Source organism: Aquimarina callyspongiae, assembly GCF_034322225.1.
GTDB lineage: Bacteria > Bacteroidota > Bacteroidia > Flavobacteriales > Flavobacteriaceae > Aquimarina.
Genome location: NZ_JAXLPA010000006.1, coordinates 83315 through 105544 on the forward strand (window position 1 = coordinate 83315; position 22230 = coordinate 105544).

13 protein-coding genes are annotated in these 22230 nt (G+C 32.5%); 9 read left to right on the plus strand and 4 right to left on the minus strand.

Going from position 1 to position 22230, the window contains the following annotated elements; translation table 11 throughout:
* Positions 1 to 25: 25 nt before the first annotated feature.
* Both U0D62_RS22340 and U0D62_RS22345 read right to left on the minus strand, forming a co-directional pair.
* Entirely contained in the window at positions 26 to 550 is a 525-nt protein-coding gene (locus U0D62_RS22340; RefSeq protein ID WP_322289583.1) for a KdsC family phosphatase, read from the minus strand.
* Positions 534 to 1298, minus strand: a complete 765-nt coding sequence (locus tag U0D62_RS22345) for a Rossmann-like and DUF2520 domain-containing protein (protein ID WP_322289584.1) — start codon at positions 1296 to 1298, stop codon at positions 534 to 536. The genes U0D62_RS22340 and U0D62_RS22345 overlap by 17 nt, the downstream gene beginning before the upstream one ends.
* 316 nt (positions 1299 to 1614) lie before the next feature.
* On the opposite strand from U0D62_RS22345, the gene U0D62_RS22350 reads away from it, so the two are divergent.
* The 3 genes from U0D62_RS22350 (at position 1615) to U0D62_RS22360 (ending at position 10181) form a co-directional block, all read left to right on the plus strand.
* The gene (locus U0D62_RS22350) at positions 1615 to 4767 is read left to right on the plus strand and encodes a cytochrome c biogenesis protein CcsA (RefSeq protein WP_322289585.1); all 3153 of its coding nucleotides are present in this window, start codon (positions 1615 to 1617) and stop codon (positions 4765 to 4767) included.
* A gap of 146 nt (positions 4768 to 4913) precedes the next feature.
* Positions 4914 to 6560, plus strand: coding sequence for a solute:sodium symporter family transporter (locus tag U0D62_RS22355; protein WP_322289586.1), 1647 nt, complete (start codon positions 4914 to 4916; stop codon positions 6558 to 6560).
* A gap of 513 nt (positions 6561 to 7073) precedes the next feature.
* Positions 7074 to 10181 (plus strand): hypothetical protein, encoded by a 3108-nt coding sequence (locus tag U0D62_RS22360; protein WP_322289587.1) that lies wholly within the window; start codon positions 7074 to 7076, stop codon positions 10179 to 10181.
* A 98-nt stretch (positions 10182 to 10279) separates the two neighbouring features.
* Here the strand turns inward: U0D62_RS22360 and U0D62_RS22365 are convergent, their stop codons facing one another.
* Together U0D62_RS22365 and U0D62_RS22370 are read right to left on the minus strand one after the other, a co-directional pair.
* Positions 10280 to 11005 (minus strand): LytR/AlgR family response regulator transcription factor, encoded by a 726-nt coding sequence (locus U0D62_RS22365; RefSeq protein WP_322289588.1) that lies wholly within the window; start codon positions 11003 to 11005, stop codon positions 10280 to 10282.
* Positions 11002 to 12081, minus strand: a complete 1080-nt coding sequence (locus U0D62_RS22370; protein WP_322289589.1) for a sensor histidine kinase — start codon at positions 12079 to 12081, stop codon at positions 11002 to 11004. The genes U0D62_RS22365 and U0D62_RS22370 overlap by 4 nt, the downstream gene beginning before the upstream one ends.
* Positions 12082 to 12214: 133 nt before the next feature.
* On the opposite strand from U0D62_RS22370, the gene U0D62_RS22375 reads away from it, so the two are divergent.
* The 6 genes from U0D62_RS22375 (at position 12215) to U0D62_RS22400 (ending at position 22209) form a co-directional block, all read left to right on the plus strand.
* Positions 12215 to 14485 (plus strand): GH92 family glycosyl hydrolase, encoded by a 2271-nt coding sequence (locus U0D62_RS22375; protein ID WP_322289590.1) that lies wholly within the window; start codon positions 12215 to 12217, stop codon positions 14483 to 14485.
* Positions 14486 to 14495: 10 nt separating this feature from the next.
* A complete protein-coding gene (locus U0D62_RS22380) occupies positions 14496 to 16316 on the plus strand; it encodes a sodium:solute symporter family protein (RefSeq protein ID WP_322289591.1) in 1821 nt (606 codons plus the stop codon).
* Positions 16317 to 16350: 34 nt separating this feature from the next.
* Complete coding sequence (locus tag U0D62_RS22385) at positions 16351 to 18792, plus strand: T9SS type A sorting domain-containing protein (RefSeq protein ID WP_322289592.1); 2442 nt, start codon at positions 16351 to 16353, stop codon at positions 18790 to 18792.
* Positions 18793 to 19021: 229 nt separating this feature from the next.
* Positions 19022 to 19990, plus strand: a complete 969-nt coding sequence (locus tag U0D62_RS22390; protein WP_322289593.1) for a glycoside hydrolase family 130 protein — start codon at positions 19022 to 19024, stop codon at positions 19988 to 19990.
* A gap of 1 nt (position 19991) precedes the next feature.
* Positions 19992 to 21098 (plus strand): carbohydrate-binding family 9-like protein, encoded by a 1107-nt coding sequence (locus U0D62_RS22395; protein WP_322289594.1) that lies wholly within the window; start codon positions 19992 to 19994, stop codon positions 21096 to 21098.
* On the plus strand, positions 21055 to 22209 hold the full coding sequence (locus tag U0D62_RS22400; protein WP_463428672.1) for a glycoside hydrolase family 10 protein: 1155 nt from the start codon (positions 21055 to 21057) through the stop codon (positions 22207 to 22209). Before U0D62_RS22395 ends, U0D62_RS22400 begins: the two co-directional genes overlap by 44 nt.
* Positions 22210 to 22230: the final 21 nt, after the last annotated feature.

Sequence of the window (22230 nt, forward strand, 5' to 3'; positions counted from 1 at the left end):
CTAGATCTTTTATAAGTCTTTGTTATTATGCTTCGGCATCAAAATCAGTAATCCATTTACCTTGTACTTTCAGGACTTGCTCAATTACATCTCTTACACATCCTTTTCCTCCTTTTTTATATGAAACATATTTTGATGCTTCTTTGATTTCTGCTACAGCATCTTGAGGACAAGTTGGTAAACCTACCATTTCCATAACCGGTAGATCAGGAATGTCATCACCCATATAAAGTACATTTTCGATTTTGATATTATAATTACTCATATACTCATCTAGTTGCTCTACTTTATGATGAGCTCCAAGATAAATATCAGTGATACCGAGTCCTTTTAAACGTTTTCTTACTCCTTCATTTTTGCCACCAGAAATAATACATACATTATAGCCTTGTTGTATAGCTGTCTTTAAAGCATATCCATCTTTGATATTCATGGTTCTTAGTAACTCTCCGTCTGTATTGATGATAACTGTTCCATCTGTCAGTACACCATCTACATCAAAAATGAAAGTAGTGATATGGTTCAAATATTCTTTATAGCTTTTTTCCATATTTAGATTGTATAGCCTCTGTTAAGGTTTTATATATTTTTATTTGTGTAGGATCTTCTAATATTTTTAAATGCCTGTCAATTGTTTTACTGTCTTTGCGAATAGCGGGTCCTGTTTGTGCTTCGTCCGGATTCATATTCGTTGCTTTGCCAGCTGTTTCTATAATCAAGGGATGTAAAATTTCAAAAGGAACTTGATGTGTCTCACAGATATCTTTTCCTGTAGACATTAGGTAATTCGTAAAGTTATTTACAAAAACTGCAGATACATGTAAAACATTGCGTTGTTCTGATGAGATAGAGTATATTTTATTAGACAAGGTAGAAGCCAGTTTTTTTAAAGTAGTCTCATCATCTTTATTTTCAGCTTCTATACAGAAAGGAATTTCCTGAAAATTAACTTCTTTTTCTTTACTAAATGTTTGTAGCGGATAAAATACACCTCTTCTATTAGTATTGTGTATTGATTTCATAGGTATACTTCCAGAAGTATGAACTACTAATCGATTTTGAAAAGATAGATTTGTAGAAACTTCTTCAATAGCATTATCACTTAAAGCTAAAATATAAACATCTGCTTCTTGTAATAGGTTTAAATCTTTAACTACAGTTGTTTTTTGTTTATCAGAATCCCATACAATTCCTTTTCTATTGTAGCATTGTATAATTTGTACAGAAGATTCTTTTTTTAAACCAGCGTATAAATGCTGAGCTACATTTCCTGCACCAAGAATTACTACTCTAATCATTCGGCTAAAATAAGGAAGAAACCTTAAAATGCACAATAATACTTTTTACGTTTTTCTAAATTATTTCTATTATAAAAAAGAATAGATGATTTTTTAAAAAGCTTCTGATTATATAAAAATCAATTACTTTTTAGTGCTGTTTTTATCATAAAATCATTGCATTTTATGGTATGAATTCTTCTTTCTCAATGGATAAGAACAATAGAATATAGTGGTATAAATACATACTTCTGTTAAAACCATTAAAACGAAAGAAAATAATGCAATATTATCCTGTCAAAAAGATTAAATTTGCCGAGTTAAAATTACAGTTGTTATGCAGGAAAAGCTTATAAGCATTATATTCTCCACAAAATTAATGGCCATTTTATTTATTGTTTTTGCAACATCTATGGGAATAGGTACTTTCTTAGAAGATGCTCACGGTACTACAGCCGCAAGAATATGGATATATAATACGTGGTGGTTTGAAGCAATTATGGTATTCTTTGCCATTAATTTCTGCGGTAATATTGCTCGTTATCGTTTGTATAAAAGAGAGAAATGGCCTACTTTATTATTACACGTATCTTTTATATTAATTATTGTTGGAGCGTTTGTAACAAGATATATTAGTTATGAAGGTGTTATGCCTATTCGAGAAGGAGAAACTACATCCGTATTTCTTTCTGAGAAAACATACTTAACAATATTCTTAGACGGAGAAATTGATGGAAAAGCTCGAAGACGTATTATTTCTGAACCATTAGAATTGGCAGAAGCTACAGCTAATAATTTTACAATAAATACTGATTACAATAAGCAACCTGTTACTATTCAATATAAGAATTATATTCAGGGTGCCGAAATGGGGTTAGTAGAAACAGAAGATGGCGAGAATTATTTAAAAATTGTTGAAGCAGGAGATGGTAATAGACACGATCATTTCTTAAAAGAAGGAGAAGTATCTAACATTCATAATGTTTTAATAAGCTTCAATAAGCAAGTTCAGGGAGCAATTAATATTATCTATAAGGATGATGAATATATGATTGATTCTCCTTTTGATGGATCATACCTTAGAATGGCAGATCAAAAACAAGGATTGTTGTTTAAAGATAGTATTCAACCTCTTAACTTACGTTCTCTTTATCAAACAGCCGGAATGCAATTTGTAATTCCGGATCCTGTAACGACCGGTAAATATGATGTTGTTCCTATAGAAATTAAAGATAAAGGTCAACAAGATGCATTAATATTTAATGTTTCCACTGGAAACGAATCAAAAGAAGTAAAACTCTTAGGAGGAAAAGGATATAACAATAACATGACCAAAATAGAATTAGGAGGTCTTGATATGTATTTTGCATATGGTTCTAAAGAACTAGAATTACCATTTGCTTTAAAACTGAATGATTTTATTGCAGAAAAGTATCCAGGTACACAAAACGTTTATAAATCTTTTAAAAGTAAAGTAGATATTGTAGATAATAATATGTCCAGACCTTATGAGATTTATATGAACCACGTATTGGATCATAAAGGGTATCGTTTTTTTCAAGCTTCTTTTGACCAAGATGAAAAAGGTACCGTTTTATCCGTTAATCATGATCGCTGGGGAACCTGGATTACCTATGCAGGATATATGTTATTATATCTTGGGTTAATGTTAATTCTTTTTATAAGAGGATCACGATTTAAAGACTTAGAAGATATGTTGAGCAAAGTAAAATCTAAAAAGAAAGCATTGACAGTATTTCTTGCGATATTGGTATCTACCTTTTCTTTTGGACAGCAACAGCCAAATCATTCTGATCATTTAAATGTTTTACCAAGTAAAGAAAAACTTGATTCCATTATAAAGGCAAATGTTGTTGATGCAGAACATGCTGCTAAGTTTGGAAGTATTGTTATTCAGGACGAACGAGGAAGGATGAAACCAGTAAATACTTTTTCGTCAGAATTGCTTCGTAAATTAAGTAAAAAAGATACATATGAAGGTCTGAATGCTGATCAGGTATTTGTTTCTATGGTAGAAAATCCTTTTATCTGGTACAGTGTACCAATTATAGAAATTCAGAGAGAAAATGATAGTATTCGTAAAATTTTAGGCGTTCCTAAAACCGAAAGGAGAGTATCTTTAATTGACCTGGTAGAGGACGATGGGTCCTATAAGCTAGCACCATATCTGGAGAAAGCAAGTAGTACAAATACTCCAAGTAGTTTTGAAAAAGATTTCCTAAAAACGCACGAGAAATTTTACCTTTTAAATCAAGCTTTAGGAGGAGGGATTCTTAGAGTTTTTCCCGTACCAGAAGATGAAGGCAATAAATGGGTTTCTGTTCCGCAATTAAATGAAGTAAAATTTAGCGGAATGGATTCTGTATATACTCGCCAGATTATTCCTATATATAGGCAGTCATTAGCCGAAGCAAGAAAAACAGGAGATTATAGTAGACCAGATCAATATGTAGAGAGTATAAAGAGCTTTCAGGAAAAATATGGTAGTGAAGTATTACCATCTGAAGAAAAAATAAAAGCAGAGATTGCTCTAAATAAGTATGATATCTTTAGAACATTGTATAGATATTATATGATGATCGGATTGTTTTTAATGATTTTCGTGATATTTAGAATATTTAAAGAATCTAAAGTAATAAGAGCTTTGATTAATGGAACCATAGGTTTGGTAATTTTACTCTTCATTGCTCATACTGCTGGTCTAATAATTCGTTGGTATGTTTCGGGTCATGCACCTTGGAGTGATGCTTATGAATCTATGATTTATGTTGCCTGGATGACATTGGCAATAGGTCTTGCGTTTGGTAAGCGAAGTAATCTTACTATTGCAGCAACAACCTTTGTGGCAGCCATAATATTATTCTTTGCTCATCAAAACTGGACAGATCCAGCAATAGCAAATCTACAACCTGTTTTGGACTCTTATTGGGTATTGATTCATGTATCTATTATTGTAGGTAGTTATGGTCCATTCTTTGTCGGAGCAATTTTAGGAATTCTTGCCTTATTATTAATGATTATGACTACTTCTTCTAATAAGAAGAGAATGGATCTTAATATCAAAGAGATAACCATTGTTAATGAAATGGCTCTTACTATTGGTTTAGTTATGTTAACCATAGGAAATTTTCTTGGTGGAATGTGGGCTAATGAAAGTTGGGGTAGATATTGGGGCTGGGACCCAAAAGAGACCTGGGCACTAGTGAGTATTATGATATATGCCTTTGTAATTCATATGCGTTTAGTACCTGGATTACGTAGTAGATGGTGGTATAACTTAATGTCGGTAATTGCAGTTTATAGTATTTTAATGACATATTTTGGAGTGAATTTTTACCTTAAAGGATTGCATTCTTATGCAAGCGGAGATAAAGTAATTACTCCTAATTCTGTATATTATTCTGTTGTTTTTCTAGCAATTTTAGGAGCCATTTCTTATTGGAGGTATAAAGTTCATTATAAGAAATAAATAAGATCGCACATTTAGTGATCTGAAATACCCAAAAATAACTATACAAAAACTATACAAGCTCTTTTTTTTAAAAATACAAGAGTTGTATTAGGATTATATCTAATATTTTTATGATTTTTTAACAGAATCATTAAAATCTTAATATGGGTATTATATCTTTTATTGGCTTTACACTTTTAGTTGCAATCATATCATATATTGCTACTAGAAAGACTGATGAAAATTCTTCTGATGGTTATTTCTTAGGGGGTCGTAGTTTGACAGCAGTAGTAATAGCGGGATCATTATTATTGACCAATCTGTCAACCGAACAAATAGTTGGTTTAAATGGTCAATCTTTTACAGAAGGAATTCTGGTAATGGCTTGGGAGACTCTTGCTGCAATTGCAATGGTGGTTACGGCAATATTTTTATTACCCAGGTATTTAAAAGGAGGAATCACTACTGTTCCGCAATTCTTAGAAAGACGATATGATGTTACTACCAAAGCAATAACTTCAGGCTTATTCTTAACAGGGTATGTAGTAGTGTTTTTACCAATAGTTTTATACTCTGGTTCATTAGCAATAAGTACTATGTTCGATGTTCCCGGATTATTAGGAGTTTCTAAAGAAGCTTCGATCTGGATTTGTGTGATTGGTATAGGAATAACCGGTTCGATTTATGCTATTTTTGGAGGTTTAAAAGCGGTTGCGGTTTCTGATACTATTAATGCAGTAGGTTTATTGATAGGAGGTATCATGATTCCTGTATTTGGACTGTTAGAAATAGGAAGCGGGAGCATTTCTGAAGGTATAACTAGGTTAATGGCAACCCATCCCGAAAAATTCAATGCGGTAGGTTCCAGCGATTCTTCAATACCTTTTGCTACTATCTTTACGGGAATGATGCTAGTTCAGTTGTTCTATTGGGGTACTAACCAAGCTATAATCCAGAGAGCATTAGGAGCAAAGAACCTTAAAGAAGGACAAAAAGGGCTCTTATTAGGTGCTTTTCTTAAAATACTAGGACCAATTATAGTGGTGTTACCAGGGATTATAGCATATTATCTTTTTAAAGGAGAGTTAGCTGTAGCGGATGAAGCATACCCTACATTGGTGAGTAAAGTATTACCAGCTTCGCTAGTTGGTTTTTTTGCAGCAGTTTTATTTGGAGCAATTTTAAGTTCGTTTAACAGTGCTTTAAATAGCTCAGTAACACTTTTTGGTTTAGATATTTATAAAGAATATATAAATAAAGAAGCGAGTGAGAAGCAAGTCGTAAAAGCCGGAAAGGGTTTTGGAATCTTATTAGCATTATTAGCTATGATTGTAGCTCCATTTATAGCAAAAGCAGGAAGTCTGTTTGAATATCTACAAGAAGTAAACGGCATCTATAGTATTCCTATATTAACAATTATTGTTGTGGGATACCTTACCAAGAAAGTTCCAGCGATCGCCGGTAAAATAGGAATCATATCTGGATCAATATTGTATATAATTAGTCAATTTGTTATAAAACCAATTGTTAAAAATAACGCTATTGAATCAGCAAAAGTGAGTGGTATAACAGATGTAGCAGAACTAGATGCTATAGCAGATTCATCATACCCTCATTTCTTACATGTAATGGCGATTCTTTTTGTTCTTAATGTAATAATTATGTTGATTATAGGAAAATTATATCCAAGAGAACAAGCTTATGAACAAGAATACACGAAGGAGGTTGATATCACTCCTTGGAAGTATACAAAAATAGTTGGAGTAATTATATGTCTGATTGTAATCAGTACCTATATTTATTTTAATTAGAATATACTTTTACAATTTAAAGTTAGAATAGTTTTTAGTTTCAAAAATTCAATTTAAATCAGTTATGAAGCTAAAAACTATTCTATTTTCTTACCTAATTATTTCCAAAACAAGTAATAATATTATCTTAATACATAATGATATAAAAATTCAAAGTTGTTTGTTAACTATTTATCGCTGAATGGATAACAATTTATTTTTGTCTTTAGAATTTTACTACAAATTAACATTTGTTAGTAAAATTTAACATTTCATAGATAATTTTTAGCTCTTTAACGTTTTTCATTTTTTTTTCTTTTTTAACATTTATTAAATGTTAATATTTGTGTAGGAAAAGGGAAAACTTTAGGGAGCAAAATCTTCAATTTTTGTTTCGGGGGAAGATCCTAAAGTTTTAAAATCTATTTTAATTTTTAATGTAAAATACTTTGTTCGTGTCTTTTGTAAAGTAACGAGCATGGTTATTTATATATGCTAAATACTAACAAAAATTATCAACCAAAAACCAATTAAATGATTAAAACTACTTTTTTTAAAAACAAGGAATTAAGGGGACTTACAATTCTGAGTTTGTTTTTTACAATGCTATTTCTAGCTTCATCACCTGGTTATGCCGGAACTGATGAAAACATTGAAACTAGCATAGAAGAGAGCTTTACCCGTTGGGGGAGAAATAAGAAAGAGGTTATTTTTAAAAATAACGGAGATTGTGATGTGGATATTTATATCATTACTAGATATAGATGTGATCTGGTTAAAAGATTAAAAGCAGGTCAAAGATGGACTACCAAAGTAAGAAAAGGGACTAAGTTTCATATTGTAGATGCATATGCAACAGATTTTAACAATCTACAATATGATGTTTGGTATAAAGTAAAAAGAAGCAGACAACAAGTTGTAAGTCTAGCTCCGGATTATTGTGCTGACACTTGTGAATCTTTTACGGTTAATGCTGGCGAAGACGTTTCTATTTGTGAAGAGGACGAAATTACATTACAAGCTGTAGTAAATGGTGATACAACTTGTGTTACAGAACCAGAATCTGATTGTAACCATTCTTTATATGCTTCTGGAGGATATTATAACAACTATTATCCGCATTCGAATGCAGCTTACTGTGGGAGTGGTAAAGGAGCAAAGCTATGGACCAAAAGTGGATGGGGAACATCATACGTTACTATTGATTTTGGAAGAGAAGTACCTGCAGGAACAAAGATTCATACAAGAATGAGATTAGAACATTGTTCTAATAACGGAGGGAATTATAGTAATGCAAAAATTCAAGCTTCACGTAACGGGAATAACTCATTTACTAATTTAGTACAAAGTCTTAAATTTACGAATCAACAGTATAATGAGTATACATATACCTTAAATGCTCCAGCACGTTTTATTAGAGTAATTGATAATGGAGGATGTTCTTTCTTAGTAGACTATGTTAGATATGAAATTGAAGGAACAACTAATAATACGGTTTCTTATGAGTGGGCTGGACCTGGAATCGTAGGTTCAAACACAGAAAGTAGTGTAAAAGTAAATAAAGCAGGAACTTATACAGTTACAGCTACAAATTGTGAGGATTGTGAAGCTACAGATACTGTAGAAGTTACTTTTAAAACACCTTTAACTGATGCAGGAACAATTGCAGAAACACAAGCAAACTGTGGTCCTTTTGATCCGGAAGAATTTATCGGAACTGAGGCAGATGGAGGAAACGCTGGTGATGTTGTATATCAATGGCAAATAAAAAGAATTAAAGGAGCTGAATGGGAAGATATTGAAGGAGCAAATGATAAAGATTATATCGCTCCATATATCGAATCAGGATCATTGTGGTATAGAAGAGGAGCTAAAAGAGAAGAGTGCGGACCATTTATCTATTCTAATAGTGTTGATCTTCATGTAAAAGAAGCTCCTGAGGCAGAGGTAATTCTTACCAATGCCGATTGTGTAACTCCTACAGGAGAGATCAAATTTACTTTTGAAGATACAGAAGGACGTACACATATAGAATTCTCTTTAGATGGAGGAGAAAACTATACTACAGTTACTGATGACTCAGGAATGTTTTCATTTACAGAAGTTGAAGTAGGTGATTATAATTTATGGGTACGATGGGGTAATGATGATTGTCCTGTTGATTTAGGAACTGTTACTATAGAAGAAGTTGAATCTATCACAGTAGATGCTGGTGCAGACCAATCAATTTGTGTAGGGGAACAAGTTACTATAAATACTCAGGTTACCGGAGAAGGAAAATGTGAAGATTGTGTAGAATACACTATAGAAGATACTGATTACTGTAGAGGGGATCATAATTTTGTAGCTTGGGTAAATACAGCAAGTGAGCGTAGATGGTATTCAAATGTAGATCTTGTTTGGAGAGAAAATAGTGATGGTACAGCTACTCTTAAAGGTACTATGTATGATTACTATTATACTAAAACTAATTATGAAGTAGATGTAATTTATTCAGGAAGAACAACTACATCTCCAGAAGGTAGTCCAAAAGAGCATTTCTGTAATGATGAGAGTACTTCTGGATGGGAATATTATACTGCCGTAACAGGAACTATTACTCAAGTAGGAGGAACAGAAGTATTTACTATTGCTCGTAGAGGAGAAGCTTTTCAGGTAGGAAATGGTGCCAATGTATATGAAACAGAAACTGCTAAAGATGGAGCTTCTGGTTGGTTTGATGTTGTTGGTGGCGGTATCGGAGATTTTAATATTAATTTCGGAGAATGTGTCGATACAGTTTCTAATGGAGTAGAGTACTTATGGTCAACTGGAGAAACTACAGAAAGTATTACAGTATCTCCAAGTGAAACTACTACATATTCTGTTACTATTTCTAATTGTGAGGATTGTGTAGCTACAGATGAAGTTACTGTATATGTTAATGAAGCATCTGTTGATTTAGGTGAAGATCAAAATATTTGTAGTGGTGATGAGGTAGAATTAGTTGCAACTGCAGCTGATTCATACCTTTGGTCAAATGGGGAAACAACACAATCTATTACAGTTTCACCTACAGAAGATACTACATACACTGTTACAGTTACGCAAAACGGATGTGAAGCTACAGACGAAATAGCAGTAACAGTTAGTACATTAAGTATTGATGCTGGAGAAGATCAGGACATTACTTCTGGACAAACAGCAACCTTATCAGTAACAACTTCATCCGAAGTAGAATCATATCAATGGTCAAATGGAGCTACAACAAAATCAATTACAGTATCTCCTTCAGAAACGACTACGTATACAGTTACGGCAACTAAAAATGGTTGTGCAGCTGTAGATAATGTAACTGTAAATGTTGAGGTTGATCCTTGTGTTAGTGAAGAATATGTAGTTACTGCATTCCCGATACCGGTTAGTGCTAGTGGTGTTCTAAATATTGATGTAGCTGTTAATGCAGAACAAGATATCGTATACGAAACGTATAAGATGGATGGTAATAGAATTGGACCTGCAGTTACTTATCATGTAGAAAGAGGATGTAATACTATAGAAGTAGATATGGTAAAACATTGTAATTTCCAACCACAAACAACGTATATGTTGATTGTTACCGGAAATGGTTGGTCAGAATCAATTCAATTCATGACTGAATAAAGATTAGTTAAACTTTAGTGTAAAAAAACCTACAGATGTAATTTATACATCTGTAGGTTTTTCTTTTTACAAACAATTATGTTTTCTAGATATAATAGCTATAAATTGATGTCATTTTCCTTAAAAATGGTACTCTTAACCTCATTGATATAACTTCGGCCAATGGGATATCGGATTCCGGCAATCTCTATGCTATTACCTTCAATGGTCTCAACTTTGTCAATGGATATGGTATAAGACCTATGGATTCGTATAAATTTTTCTGACGGTAATTCTTCAGTAAAACTACTTAATGTTTGATGAATAATATATTTGTTGGAAACCGTATTTATTCTAATATAATCTCTTAGGCTTTCAATGGATAATACTTCATCCAGATATACTTTTTTTATCTTCTTTTTATCTATTTTGATAAAGATATATGCTCTTTCATTTGACGGAGCTAGATCCATCTTTTGTTGATATCCTTTCAATTTAAAAGCTCTGTTAGTAGCCATAATAAACCGATGAAACGAGATCGGTTTAACAAGATAATCCAGAACTTCTAATTCATAACTTTGTACGGCAAAATCCTCGTGAGCAGTAGTAATGATTGTAAGAGGTTTTTCTGGTAAACTTTTTAAAAGATTAAAACCATCTAAAAGCGGCATGTTGATATCCAAAAAGAGTAAATCTATTTGGTTACTCCTTATATAATCAACACTTTCTACTGCGTTATTAAAAGAATTGATAAGTTGTAATCCTTTTGTTTCAGCAATATAATTTTTTATTACTTTGATTGCCAAAGGTTCGTCGTCAACTATAACACAATTTAAATTCATCATACTTTTATTTTTAAATCAACTACATATAAATCATTATCGGTATGAATATCCAGGTGATATTCTTCCTTTTGATATCCTAATTCTAATCTTTTTTTGACATTTTCGATTCCAATACCTCCAGTATTTGACATCACTTCATTATAATCTTTTTGCAATGGTATGGGATTGGTGATTCTAAAATAGAGAAAATCATCAATTACTTTAAAATCAATATTAATTTCTACAGCCCCTACATTTTTATTTGCACCATGCTTGAATGAATTTTCGATAAAGGATAAAAGTAACATTGGGGCAATTTCCTTACCTTCAATTTCCCCAGAAATATTGGTGTTAATTTTCAAAGAATCTCCATACCGTATTCTCTCTAAATCCAGATAATTTTGAAGGCATATAATTTCTTTTGTTAGACTTTGTCTTTTCTGATTAGTTTCGTGTAATATATACCTCATAAGCTCTGATAATTTTAATATAGTTTTTGGAGTTTTATCAGACTTTTCTACAGAAAGAGAATATATATTATTTAAGGTATTAAAAAAGAAATGTGGAGATATCTGGGTACGTAAAAATCGCAGTTCGGTTTCTAACTGTAACCTTTCTACATCGACTAATTTTTTATGTTCACGTAACCAATCCAAGGTAACTTTTATAGCAGCTACAAACGCCATTACATATAGTTCTCCCAACATCATTTCTATAGCATAATTTAAGGTGAGTTCAGTCGTAACTTCGGGTCCTTCTGGCCATACATTATGACTTACCATAAAATAGGTTAAATAAAATTTGACCAGAAGCATTATAAAAAGAGATAGGATTACAGCCAGAGTATATAAGAGATACTTACGTTTATGTATAAACTTGGGCATCAAGTAATAAATATTAAAATAACTCAATGTCATATGAATGGCAAAACCTAAAACAGTAGTTTTAAAAGAGTATATGTAGTCATTAAAATAGCTACCCCATCTAAAAGTGGTAAACAAAAAATATACAAACCAAAAGATAAAATGGTGTTTTAGTGTTACTGTATAATTATTACTTGGTGTAATATCTATGAGATGTCTGATTCTTTGCAGCATACTTTTACTCTTTTTTTAGACGTTTAACCGAGTTGCTTTGTTATTGGTCTAAAATTATTCTTTTAAAGATTAGATTTCTAAATATTTATATTATTGTTATTTTCCAGAATGACAATCTTAAAAAAATAAATAGATGAAAAAACTTTACAATAGTAAATTATTGGTTGTAATATCCTTAATAATTTTATCGTGTAATAAAAAAGAAACACAAAATATTGAGGTAAATGTACGAGAAACTAATGTAATTGAATTTGTAGACCCTTTCATAGGTACAGGAGGACACGGTCATACATATCCCGGAGCAACTGCTCCTTTTGGGATGGTTCAGGTTAGTCCAGACAACGGTACTTCAGGATGGGATTGGTGTTCTGGATACCATTATTCTGATTCTTTAACAATAGGATTCAGTCATTTACATCTAAGTGGAACAGGAATTGGAGATCTTGCAGATATTCGAATCATGCCAGTGAATAAAAAAGTGGATTTATCTATAATGCCTACAATAAAAGATAGTATTCCCTATGCATCCAGATATTCTCACTCAAAAGAAAAAGCCACTCCAGGATACTATAGCGTATATCTTGAAGATCATAATATCAATGCAGAGCTTACAGCTGATACCAGAACAGCTTTTCATAGGTATAGCTTTCAGGATGAAGACATACAATCGGTAATATTAGACTTAGGATTTACCATTAATTGGGATAAAACAGTTGGTTCACAAATAAATATCGAAGATAAATATACCATATCAGGATATAGATATAGTAGCGGTTGGGCCAAAAATCAAAAAGTATTTTTTGTAATTAAATTTTCAAAGTCAATTTTGGAGTATGACCTATATGTAGATAAAAATAAAGCAGAAAATATAAAATCTGCTACAGGAGAAAATACTTTTGCACAATTGTTTTTTAATGAAAAAACAAATACTCAGTTAAAAGTAAAGGTCGGAGTTTCATCTGTAAGTATAGAAAATGCAAAGGATAATATTTCAGACCATAAGGATAAGTTTGAATTTGATACAATCAAGGAGGAAGCCGGCATATCTTGGGAAAAAACTTTATCCAAAATAGATATAGAAACCAAAAGAGACTCATTAAAAACTATTTTTTATACTGCATTATATCACTCTCAAATTGCTCCGGTAACCTATAGTGATAAAAATGGAGCCTTGAGAAAAGAGAATGATAGTATAATTTATGCAAAAGATTATACAGCGTATTCTACATTATCTCTTTGGGACACTTTTAGATCAGAGCATCCTTTATTGATATTCTTAACACCTGACAGAGTTTCTGATATGATTAATTCGATGTTAGCATATTATGAGGATAAAAAAATACTACCAGTCTGGACGTTATATGCTAATGAAACTAATACAATGACTGGATATCATTCGGTTTCTGTAATTGCAGAAGCATATCTCAAAGGAATAAGAGGTTTTGATATAGAGAAAGCATATGATGCAATGAAAACTACCATGATGCAGGATGAAAGAGGGTTAGATTTTTATAAAGAATATGGATATATCCCTTATAATCTCTTGGATGAATCAGTTACTATAACATTAGAATATGCTTATAATGATTGGTGTGTGGCTCAAATGGCAAAGACGTTGGGTAAAAATGAGGATTATGATTATTTTCTAAAAAGATCTAAAGCATATACACATCTTTTTGATCCTGAAACAGGATTCATGAGAGGCAAATCTAAAAATGGAACTGAATGGCATGAACCATTTGATCCTAAATATTCAGCACATCGAGTCCATGCAGATTATACCGAAGGAAACGCTTGGCAACATAGTTGGTTTGTACCTCATGATGTCGAAAATTTGATACGGCTTTATGGAGAAGAAACTGATTTCATAACAAAATTAGAGCAATTGTTTACAGAAGATTCAGAAATTACAGGAGATAACATTTCCGCAGACATTTCTGGATTAATTGGTCAATATGCACATGGTAACGAACCAAGTCATCATATTGCATATATGTTTAATAAAGCCAATGCACCCTGGAAAACGCAATATTGGGTAAGTCAAATTTTAAAAACACAATACAATACAACCCCCAATGGGTTAAGTGGTAATGAAGATTGTGGTCAAATGTCTGCTTGGTATATTTTTAGTTCGTTAGGCATTTACCCTATGAACCCGGCATCAGGAGAATACCAAATCGGGACTCCAATATTCGAAAAAGCAACGTTAAAACTCTCTGATGAGATACGTTTCATTATAGAGGCTGAAAATGTTTCAGAGAATAATATCTACATACAATCCGCTACTTTAAATGGAAAAACACTTAATCGATCATATATCACACATCAAGAAATTATGCAAGGAGGAACATTACATTTTGTAATGGGAGCGTCTCCTAACAAAAATTGGGGTGTAAACAAATAACAGACATTGAATGAATTTAGCAACCATCGATATTATAGTAATTCTATGTTACATTGTTATTACACTTCTTTTTGGGTTTTATGTTTCTAAAAAAGCATCAAAAGATATAAAGTCTTATTTCCTTGGCGGAAATGAAATCCCGTGGTACTACCTGGGGTTATCTAATGCTTCAGGAATGTTTGATATTTCTGGAACAATGTGGGCAGTAACAGCCATGTTTGTATATGGACTTAAAAGTGCCTGGCTACCTTGGTTATGGCCAGTATGGAACCAGGTATTCATTATGGTGTTCCTGGCAGCCTGGCTTAGAAGATCTAATGTAATGACAGGAGCTCAATGGATCACATATCGATTTGGTAAAAATTTAGGAGCGCGATTATCTCATATTATAGTAACCATATTTGCAGTGATAAGCACATTAGGGTTTATCGCTTATTTCTTTGAAGGAATAGGAAAATTTGCTACTATATTTTTTCCTTGGGATTTATCATTTGCTTTAGGTTCGTTATTAATTTCTTCAGAACAATCTTATGCATTGATCATTATTGCTATTACTACAATTTATACACTAAAAGGAGGAATGTATAGTGTGGTGGGAACCGAAGTGATTCAGTTTGTAATAATGACCATTTCCTGCTTAGTTATAGGTTATATAGCATTTACTTCGGTTACAGCAGAGCAAATTACGGCAGCAACTCCTCAAAATTGGAGTAACCTGTTTTTTAGTATGGAACTAGATATTGATTGGACGGGTTATATAGATAGTGTCAATACCAAAATTGAAGAAGATGGTTTCTCTCTCTTTGGATTTTTATTTATGATGATGATTTTTAAAGGAATTTTTGCCAGCCTGGCAGGTCCGGTTCCCAGTTATGATATGCAACGAATATTATCTACAAAGAATGAAAGTGAAGCTGCAAAAATGAGTGGATTAACGATTGTTGTTTTGTCTATACCGCGTTATCTAATGATTACCGGATTTGCTATTTTAGGATTAGTATATCTAGGACCCGAATTACAAGCCGCTGGATCAGGAATAGATTTTGAAACCATATTACCTGTCGCTATACAACGTTTTGTTCCAATAGGTTTAAAAGGGTTATTACTAGCTGGATTATTAGCTGCTTTTATGGGAACATTTGCAGCTTTCATAAACTCAGCACCGGCATATCTGGTAAACGATATATATAAAAAATATATAAAACCCAATGCCTCTAATAAAACGTATATCAGGTTCAGTTATTTATCATCCATTCTTATTGTAATTATTGGATTGATATTTGGTTTTTTTGCTTCCTCAATTAATACACTTACTGTATGGCTAACCTCTGCATTGTATGGTGGATATGCTGCGGCAAATATGCTTAAATGGATTTGGTGGAGATTTAATTCATATGGATACTTTGGAGGAATGTTGGCAGGTTTAATCGCAGCCACAATTGTGCCTGGACTCTTTCCAGAAACATCTGCTATTTATCTATTTCCTATCATATTGGTTATTTCTTTTATCGGATGTTTGTTAGGTGTTTATTTTGGTAAACCAGATGATATGGAAGTTTTGAAAAACTTTTATAAAACAACCAAACCCTGGGGGTTTTGGAAACCTGTTTATAATGAACTAAAAAAAGAAGATCCCGAATTTGTTGCAAATACTGATTTCTGGAGAGACATATTAAACTGTGTTATTGGGGTAATATGGCAGATGACATTTGTTTTGATTCCAATATATCTATTAATCAAAGAATATTACTATTTGAGTATTGTAGTAATTCTAATGATTATAACCACTATAACTTTAAAAAAAACCTGGTATGATAAAATAAAAAAATAGAAAACTCATATTCTTAAAACCAATAATCAATATTATGAAAACACACAAACTCATTTTTAAATTAGTAATGCTGCTGTTATTGATGACAGTAAGTAATCAGATTAGCGCTCAAGAATCTGCAATTTATGCTGGAGGACCAATTTATAATAATAGAAATGTTTCAATTAATGAATTACGTAATTCTGGATATACTACAGTGATTGTATGGACAATTCATATCGAAGCAAATGGTGATTTAGGGTTTAATGGAGAATTTCCATTAGTACAAAACGGAGTATATGTAGGAGATCAGTCATATCCTAATTTCCCAAATGATATAATTATGCTGAAAACAGCTCCAACATCGATTAATCGAGTAGAATTTGGATTAAGTGCAGCAGGCTCAGGAACCTTTGCCGCAGTGCGTAATTTTTATGATTCAGAGGGGTTTGGACCAGGAACTACATTATATAAAAATTTTGAAGCGCTTAAAAATGCTATTCCGGGTATAGATGCATTCAATAATGATGATGAAAGCACATATCATGTACCTTCTGCAGTGGCTTTTACCAAGATGTTAGCTGGATTAGGATATAAAAATGCTATTGTACCATATACAAGAAGTAGTTTTTGGAGTTCTTTGGTGAGTCAGGTTAATGCTGCTTATCCAGGTAATATTGATAGAAACTATTTGCAATGTTATGCAGGTGGTAGTGGTAATAATCCTTGTTCTTCAAGCTGGGATTTTGGAATACCGGTTTATCCAGGTCTTTGGGGAGGATCAGGTCAATCTAGTATTGCCACTGTAGAAAGCAGAATGAATTCCTGGCAGAACAGTTGTGGTATTACAGGAGGATTTATGTGGCTGTATGATGATTTTGATAATAGTTCTGATGTAGCAGGGTATGCAGCTGCTATTAATAATGCATTATCTCCTGGTAATGCACCAGGAACCGCAACAGCGCCTAACCCAACAAATGGAGCTACAAATGTGAGTACTAATATTTCTTTAAGTTGGTCTGCCGGATCAGAAGCTACTTCTCATAATGTGTATTTTGGAACAGACCCTGCTTTAGGAACGGGAAGTTCTCAAGGAAATCAATCGACAACTACATTTGATCCTGGTAATTTAAATTCCAATACCACATATTACTGGAGAATAGATGAGGTAAATTCTATTGGAACAACTACAGGACAGATATGGGATTTTACAACAACGAATACTACTTCTACTATTGTAGATCATACCGATCCAGTAGGAACCGGAATTATAACCGCCAGAGCCCAGATTAATACTGCAGAAGGAGCAGATAAAGCCTTTGATAACCTCGCCACAAATGGCACTCAAAATAGTAACTGGAGTAAATGGCTGGATAATGGCGGAACCCCTAACGCTTCCAATCCAAGTTGGATTCAAATTCAATTACCTGCAGCAGTTATTGTAAATAAATTAGCAATAACCAGTGCAAATGATTTTTTAGATAGAGATCCAGAAGATTTTAACATACAAGGATCTAATGATGGTACCAACTGGATTACCTTAAGTAGTTGGTCAGGACAAACATGGTCAAATCGTTTTCAGCGAAAAGAGTTTACTTTTACAAATACTACTAATTACACCTATTATCGTATAAATACTACTAAGAACAGAGGAGCAATATCGATGACTCAGATTTGTGAGATCGAACTATTAGGTCCTGAAGGAACAACGAATCCACCTGGAGGATGCACAGGATGTATCGATTTTAATACCATCAGTTTATCATCATATGCTAATCAAGATGCAGACGGTACATTTTTTATAGAAGATAACGGTGAGACTGCCAGATTAGTAAATAATACCTGGAAACGTTCATCAAATGGATACACAATTACACCCAATACTGTATTAGAATTTGAATTTAAAAGTTCAAACGAAGGAGAAATTCACGGTATTGGTTTTGATGAAAACAATTCACTAAGTAGTAATAGAATCTTTAAAGTACACGGAACTCAAAATTGGGGGATAGGAACTTACGATAATTATGATTCTAGTGGTAATTATAAAACCTATGTAATTCCTGTAGGTAACTCATATACAGGAAATGCAATGAATTTAATCCTAGTCAATGATAATGATGGTGGTAGTGGTAATAACGGTTCCTTTAAAAACATAAGGATTTATGAAAATAGTAGAGCATCAATAGCATCGTTGGTTTTAAATAAGGAAATTATTGATGAATTGGATGATGAACCATTAAAGACATTAGAAGTTAATGATCTAGCGATATACCCCAATCCATTTACGAATCGTATCCAATTAAGATTACCGAAGGATCATGAATTTACTAGCTTACAGATATTCAGTATTACTGGACAACTAGTAAGACAACAAAATATAAATTCAGAATCCAATACAATATTGATAGAAGCATTGGAGAGTTTTGAACGAGGAATATTTCTTTTGAAATTAGAAAATAATAAGAAAACGATTATTTATAAATTAATTAAAAATTAATGGTAAATATGGTTGTTTGAATGGTGGTTTTTATTTAAAAACCCCCTGTCAAATAGAGCGGAGTCGAGAAACCTATTTTTATGATAGGAATTATTAATGAGTATCAATCAATACTACTTGATTCCGTTCTAGATGACAGTAAATAGATTAAAACACAATTTAGATATATAAATAAACGTAGTAAATTATAACGTTTTGTTTTTTAATTAATTAAATTAGGTTAAACACAATGAATAAAGAGATCCCCTGGCAAGATAAACCTAAAGGTTCTACAGATGTTATCTGGAGGTATTCAGAAAATCCAATAATAGAGAGAAATGCGATACCATCCTCAAATAGTGTTTTTAATAGCGCTGTTGTACCTTTTAAAGATGGTTTTGCAGGAGTGTTCAGGTGCGATAATAAAGCAGTGCAGATGAATATTTTTGCAGGGTTTAGTTCTAATGGAATTGATTGGGAAATCAATGAAGAACCCATTATAATGCAAGCGGGAAATACAGAAATGATAGATTCTGATTATAAATACGATCCCCGTGTTACTTTTATTAATGATAGATATTGGATCACTTGGTGTAATGGGTACTATGGACCAACGATTGGTATAGCATACACATTTAATTTTAAAGAATTTTTTCAATGTGAAAATGCTTTTCTGCCATTTAATAGAAACGGAGTATTATTTCCTGAAAAAATCAATGGTAAATATGCAATGTTGAGTAGACCCAGTGATAATGGACATACACCATTTGGTGATATTTTTATAAGCTATAGTCCTGATATGAAATACTGGGGAGAGCATAGAAATGTTATGCAGGTAACACCATTTGAAGAGAGTGCCTGGCAATGTACTAAGATCGGTGCTGGATCTGTTCCGTTTCTAACTAATGAAGGTTGGTTAATGTTTTATCACGGAGTTATTAATACATGTAATGGATTTAGGTATGCGATGGGATCTGCAATATTAGATAGGGATCATCCTGAGCAGGTTAAATATAGAACAAAACCATATCTTCTAACTCCTTCGGTACCTTATGAACAAATAGGAGATGTCCCTAATGTTATATTTCCTTGTGCTTCATTACAAGATATCAAACAAGATAAAGTAGCTATTTACTATGGAGCAGCAGATACAGTAGTAGCTTTAGCTTTTGGAAGGATAAGCGAAATCATTAAGTTTACTAAAGAAAATACATTATAGAGTGATTACGGTTGGATTAAAACATATTAAACTTAGAAAGAATAGTATTTTTTGTATTGCACTAATGCTTTTTGCAGTATTAATGTATGGTCAAAAAGAAAATATAAATATAGCTCCAAAATCCTATATTGCTCATTACACTGATGAATCAATTATTATTGATGGTGAACCTTCTGAAACTTCCTGGGATAAAGCAAAATCTACTGATTTATTTGTAGATATAGAAGGTGTTAAAATACCTAAATATAAGACAACAGTAAAAATGTTATGGGATAATGAAAACTTCTATCTTTTTGCAGAAATGGAAGAACCTCACGTATGGGGGAACCTAAAACAAAAAGACACAATAATTTTTTATAATAATGATTTTGAGGTTTTTATAGATCCAGATAACGATACTCATAATTATTATGAGTTCGAAATTAATGCTTTAAATACCTTATGGGATTTATTTATAACAAAGCCTTATAGAGAAGGAACACCAGTATTAAATGATTGGGACGCAAATGGATTTCAATCTTCAGTAAAAGTTCAGGGAACCTTGAATGATCCCAGTGATACTGATAAAGCATGGTCAATAGAAATGGCTATTCCGTTTTCTGTTTTTAAGACCTCATATTATCATAAAAATATACCCAAAGACACTTTCTGGCGAGTGAATTTTTCTAGAGTTAATTGGGATTTTGATCTACAAAATAATAAGTATGTTAGAAAGAAAGATGATAAAGGAAAATTTAAACACGAATACAATTGGGTATGGTCGCCTATAGGAGTAATTAATATGCATCAACCAGAGGACTGGGGATATGTATATTTTTCATCTAAAAAAATAGGAGAACAAGACGAATTTAAAATACCAAAAGATGAAAAAGTAAAAAAACTATTATATCACTTTTATAGAAAACAAAAAGAATACTATAAAAAGAATAATGAGTGGGCAAGTACTTTTCAGGAATTAATACAAGATACTCCTGTGATTGAAGGAAACAAGGTGATTCATACAATAGAAAATCACCAAACAGGATGGAATATAACCGTAGTTAGTCCATTTACAAATCATTTATATGTCATTAAAGAAGATGGCAAAATTATTCAAAAAGAAGATTAATATGAGGATTTCTAGAATTATGCTATTGTGCAGCATTCTTATCTGTGCAAGTTGCAAGACCGAAACTAAAAAAGAAAAAGAAATGGTACAGGATGTTAAAACAGAAGTAAAAGCACCCTCATTTAAATATTGGACCTGGATCACAGCTGACCCTGCAAAATCAGAATCAGAATATACCACAGAGTTTAAAAAATATAAAGAAAACGGTATAGATGCTGTATTGATTAATACGTTGACCGATCCAGAAGTGTTGAAAAAACTAACTCCACTTGCTAAAAAAGAAGGGTTAGAAGTACATGCTTGGATGTTTACCATGAATCGCCCAGGAGATGAAGTAGCATTACAACATCCAGAATGGTATGCAGTAAGTAAAGAAGGAAAATCTTGTTATGATACACGTCCGTATGTTGATTATTATCAATGGTTATGTCCAACTAGAAAAGAGTCGAGGAATCATATACTGGGATTAGTAGAAAACCTGGCAAAAGTAGAAGGTATTACAAGTGTACATTTAGATTATATCCGATATTCAGATATATTCTTACCAATTGGATTATTACCTAAATATAATTTGGTACAAGACGAAGAATTACCAGAGTTTGATTTTTGTTATTGCGAAGTGTGTTTACAAACTTTTGAAAAAGAACACCATAAGAATCCTAAAGATGTCAAAAATACGGCAATCGATATGGAGTGGAAACAATTTAGATTAAATCAAATAAAAAGAGTTGTTGATGAGGCTTATGAGATAGTACATAAATATGATAAAAAGTTAACGGCAGCGGTATTCCCATACCCCGAAATGGCAGATCATATGGTTCGTCAACGTTGGGATAAATGGAATATTGATGAGGTATTACCAATGATATATCACAATTTTTATAATGAAGAAGTAGACTGGATAGGGTATGCTACCGATCAAGGAGTTAAGGATTTAGAAGGAAGAGAAACCAAATTACACACAGGAGTGTATTTACCGCCTATGAGTGCAGAGGATGTATCTGAAGCAATACGTCTGGCAAAAGAGAATGGAGCTTCTGGGATTTCCTTTTTTGATGGAAATGCCCTTACAGAAGAACAATTTAAAGCTATAAAAGCTTCTAAAAAATAAGAATACAATCGAACTAAGTTT

Excerpts from the sequence above, each read along its gene's own strand:
- U0D62_RS22345 (WP_322289584.1), bottom strand. The coding sequence starts at position 1,298 with ATGATTAGAGTAGTAATTCTTGGTGCAGGAAATGTAGCTCAGCATTTA.
- U0D62_RS22340 (WP_322289583.1), bottom strand. The coding sequence starts at position 550 with ATGGAAAAAAGCTATAAAGAATATTTGAACCATATCACTACTTTCATT.
- U0D62_RS22375 (WP_322289590.1), top strand. The coding sequence starts at position 12,215 with ATGAAAAAACTTTACAATAGTAAATTATTGGTTGTAATATCCTTAATA.
- U0D62_RS22360 (WP_322289587.1), top strand. The coding sequence starts at position 7,074 with ATGATTAAAACTACTTTTTTTAAAAACAAGGAATTAAGGGGACTTACA.
- U0D62_RS22370 (WP_322289589.1), bottom strand. The coding sequence starts at position 12,081 with ATGCTGCAAAGAATCAGACATCTCATAGATATTACACCAAGTAATAAT.
- U0D62_RS22390 (WP_322289593.1), top strand. The coding sequence starts at position 19,022 with ATGAATAAAGAGATCCCCTGGCAAGATAAACCTAAAGGTTCTACAGAT.
- U0D62_RS22380 (WP_322289591.1), top strand. The coding sequence starts at position 14,496 with ATGAATTTAGCAACCATCGATATTATAGTAATTCTATGTTACATTGTT.
- U0D62_RS22400 (WP_463428672.1), top strand. The coding sequence starts at position 21,055 with ATGTCATTAAAGAAGATGGCAAAATTATTCAAAAAGAAGATTAATATG.
- U0D62_RS22385 (WP_322289592.1), top strand. The coding sequence starts at position 16,351 with ATGAAAACACACAAACTCATTTTTAAATTAGTAATGCTGCTGTTATTG.
- U0D62_RS22355 (WP_322289586.1), top strand. The coding sequence starts at position 4,914 with ATGGGTATTATATCTTTTATTGGCTTTACACTTTTAGTTGCAATCATA.
- U0D62_RS22365 (WP_322289588.1), bottom strand. The coding sequence starts at position 11,005 with ATGATGAATTTAAATTGTGTTATAGTTGACGACGAACCTTTGGCAATC.
- U0D62_RS22350 (WP_322289585.1), top strand. The coding sequence starts at position 1,615 with ATGCAGGAAAAGCTTATAAGCATTATATTCTCCACAAAATTAATGGCC.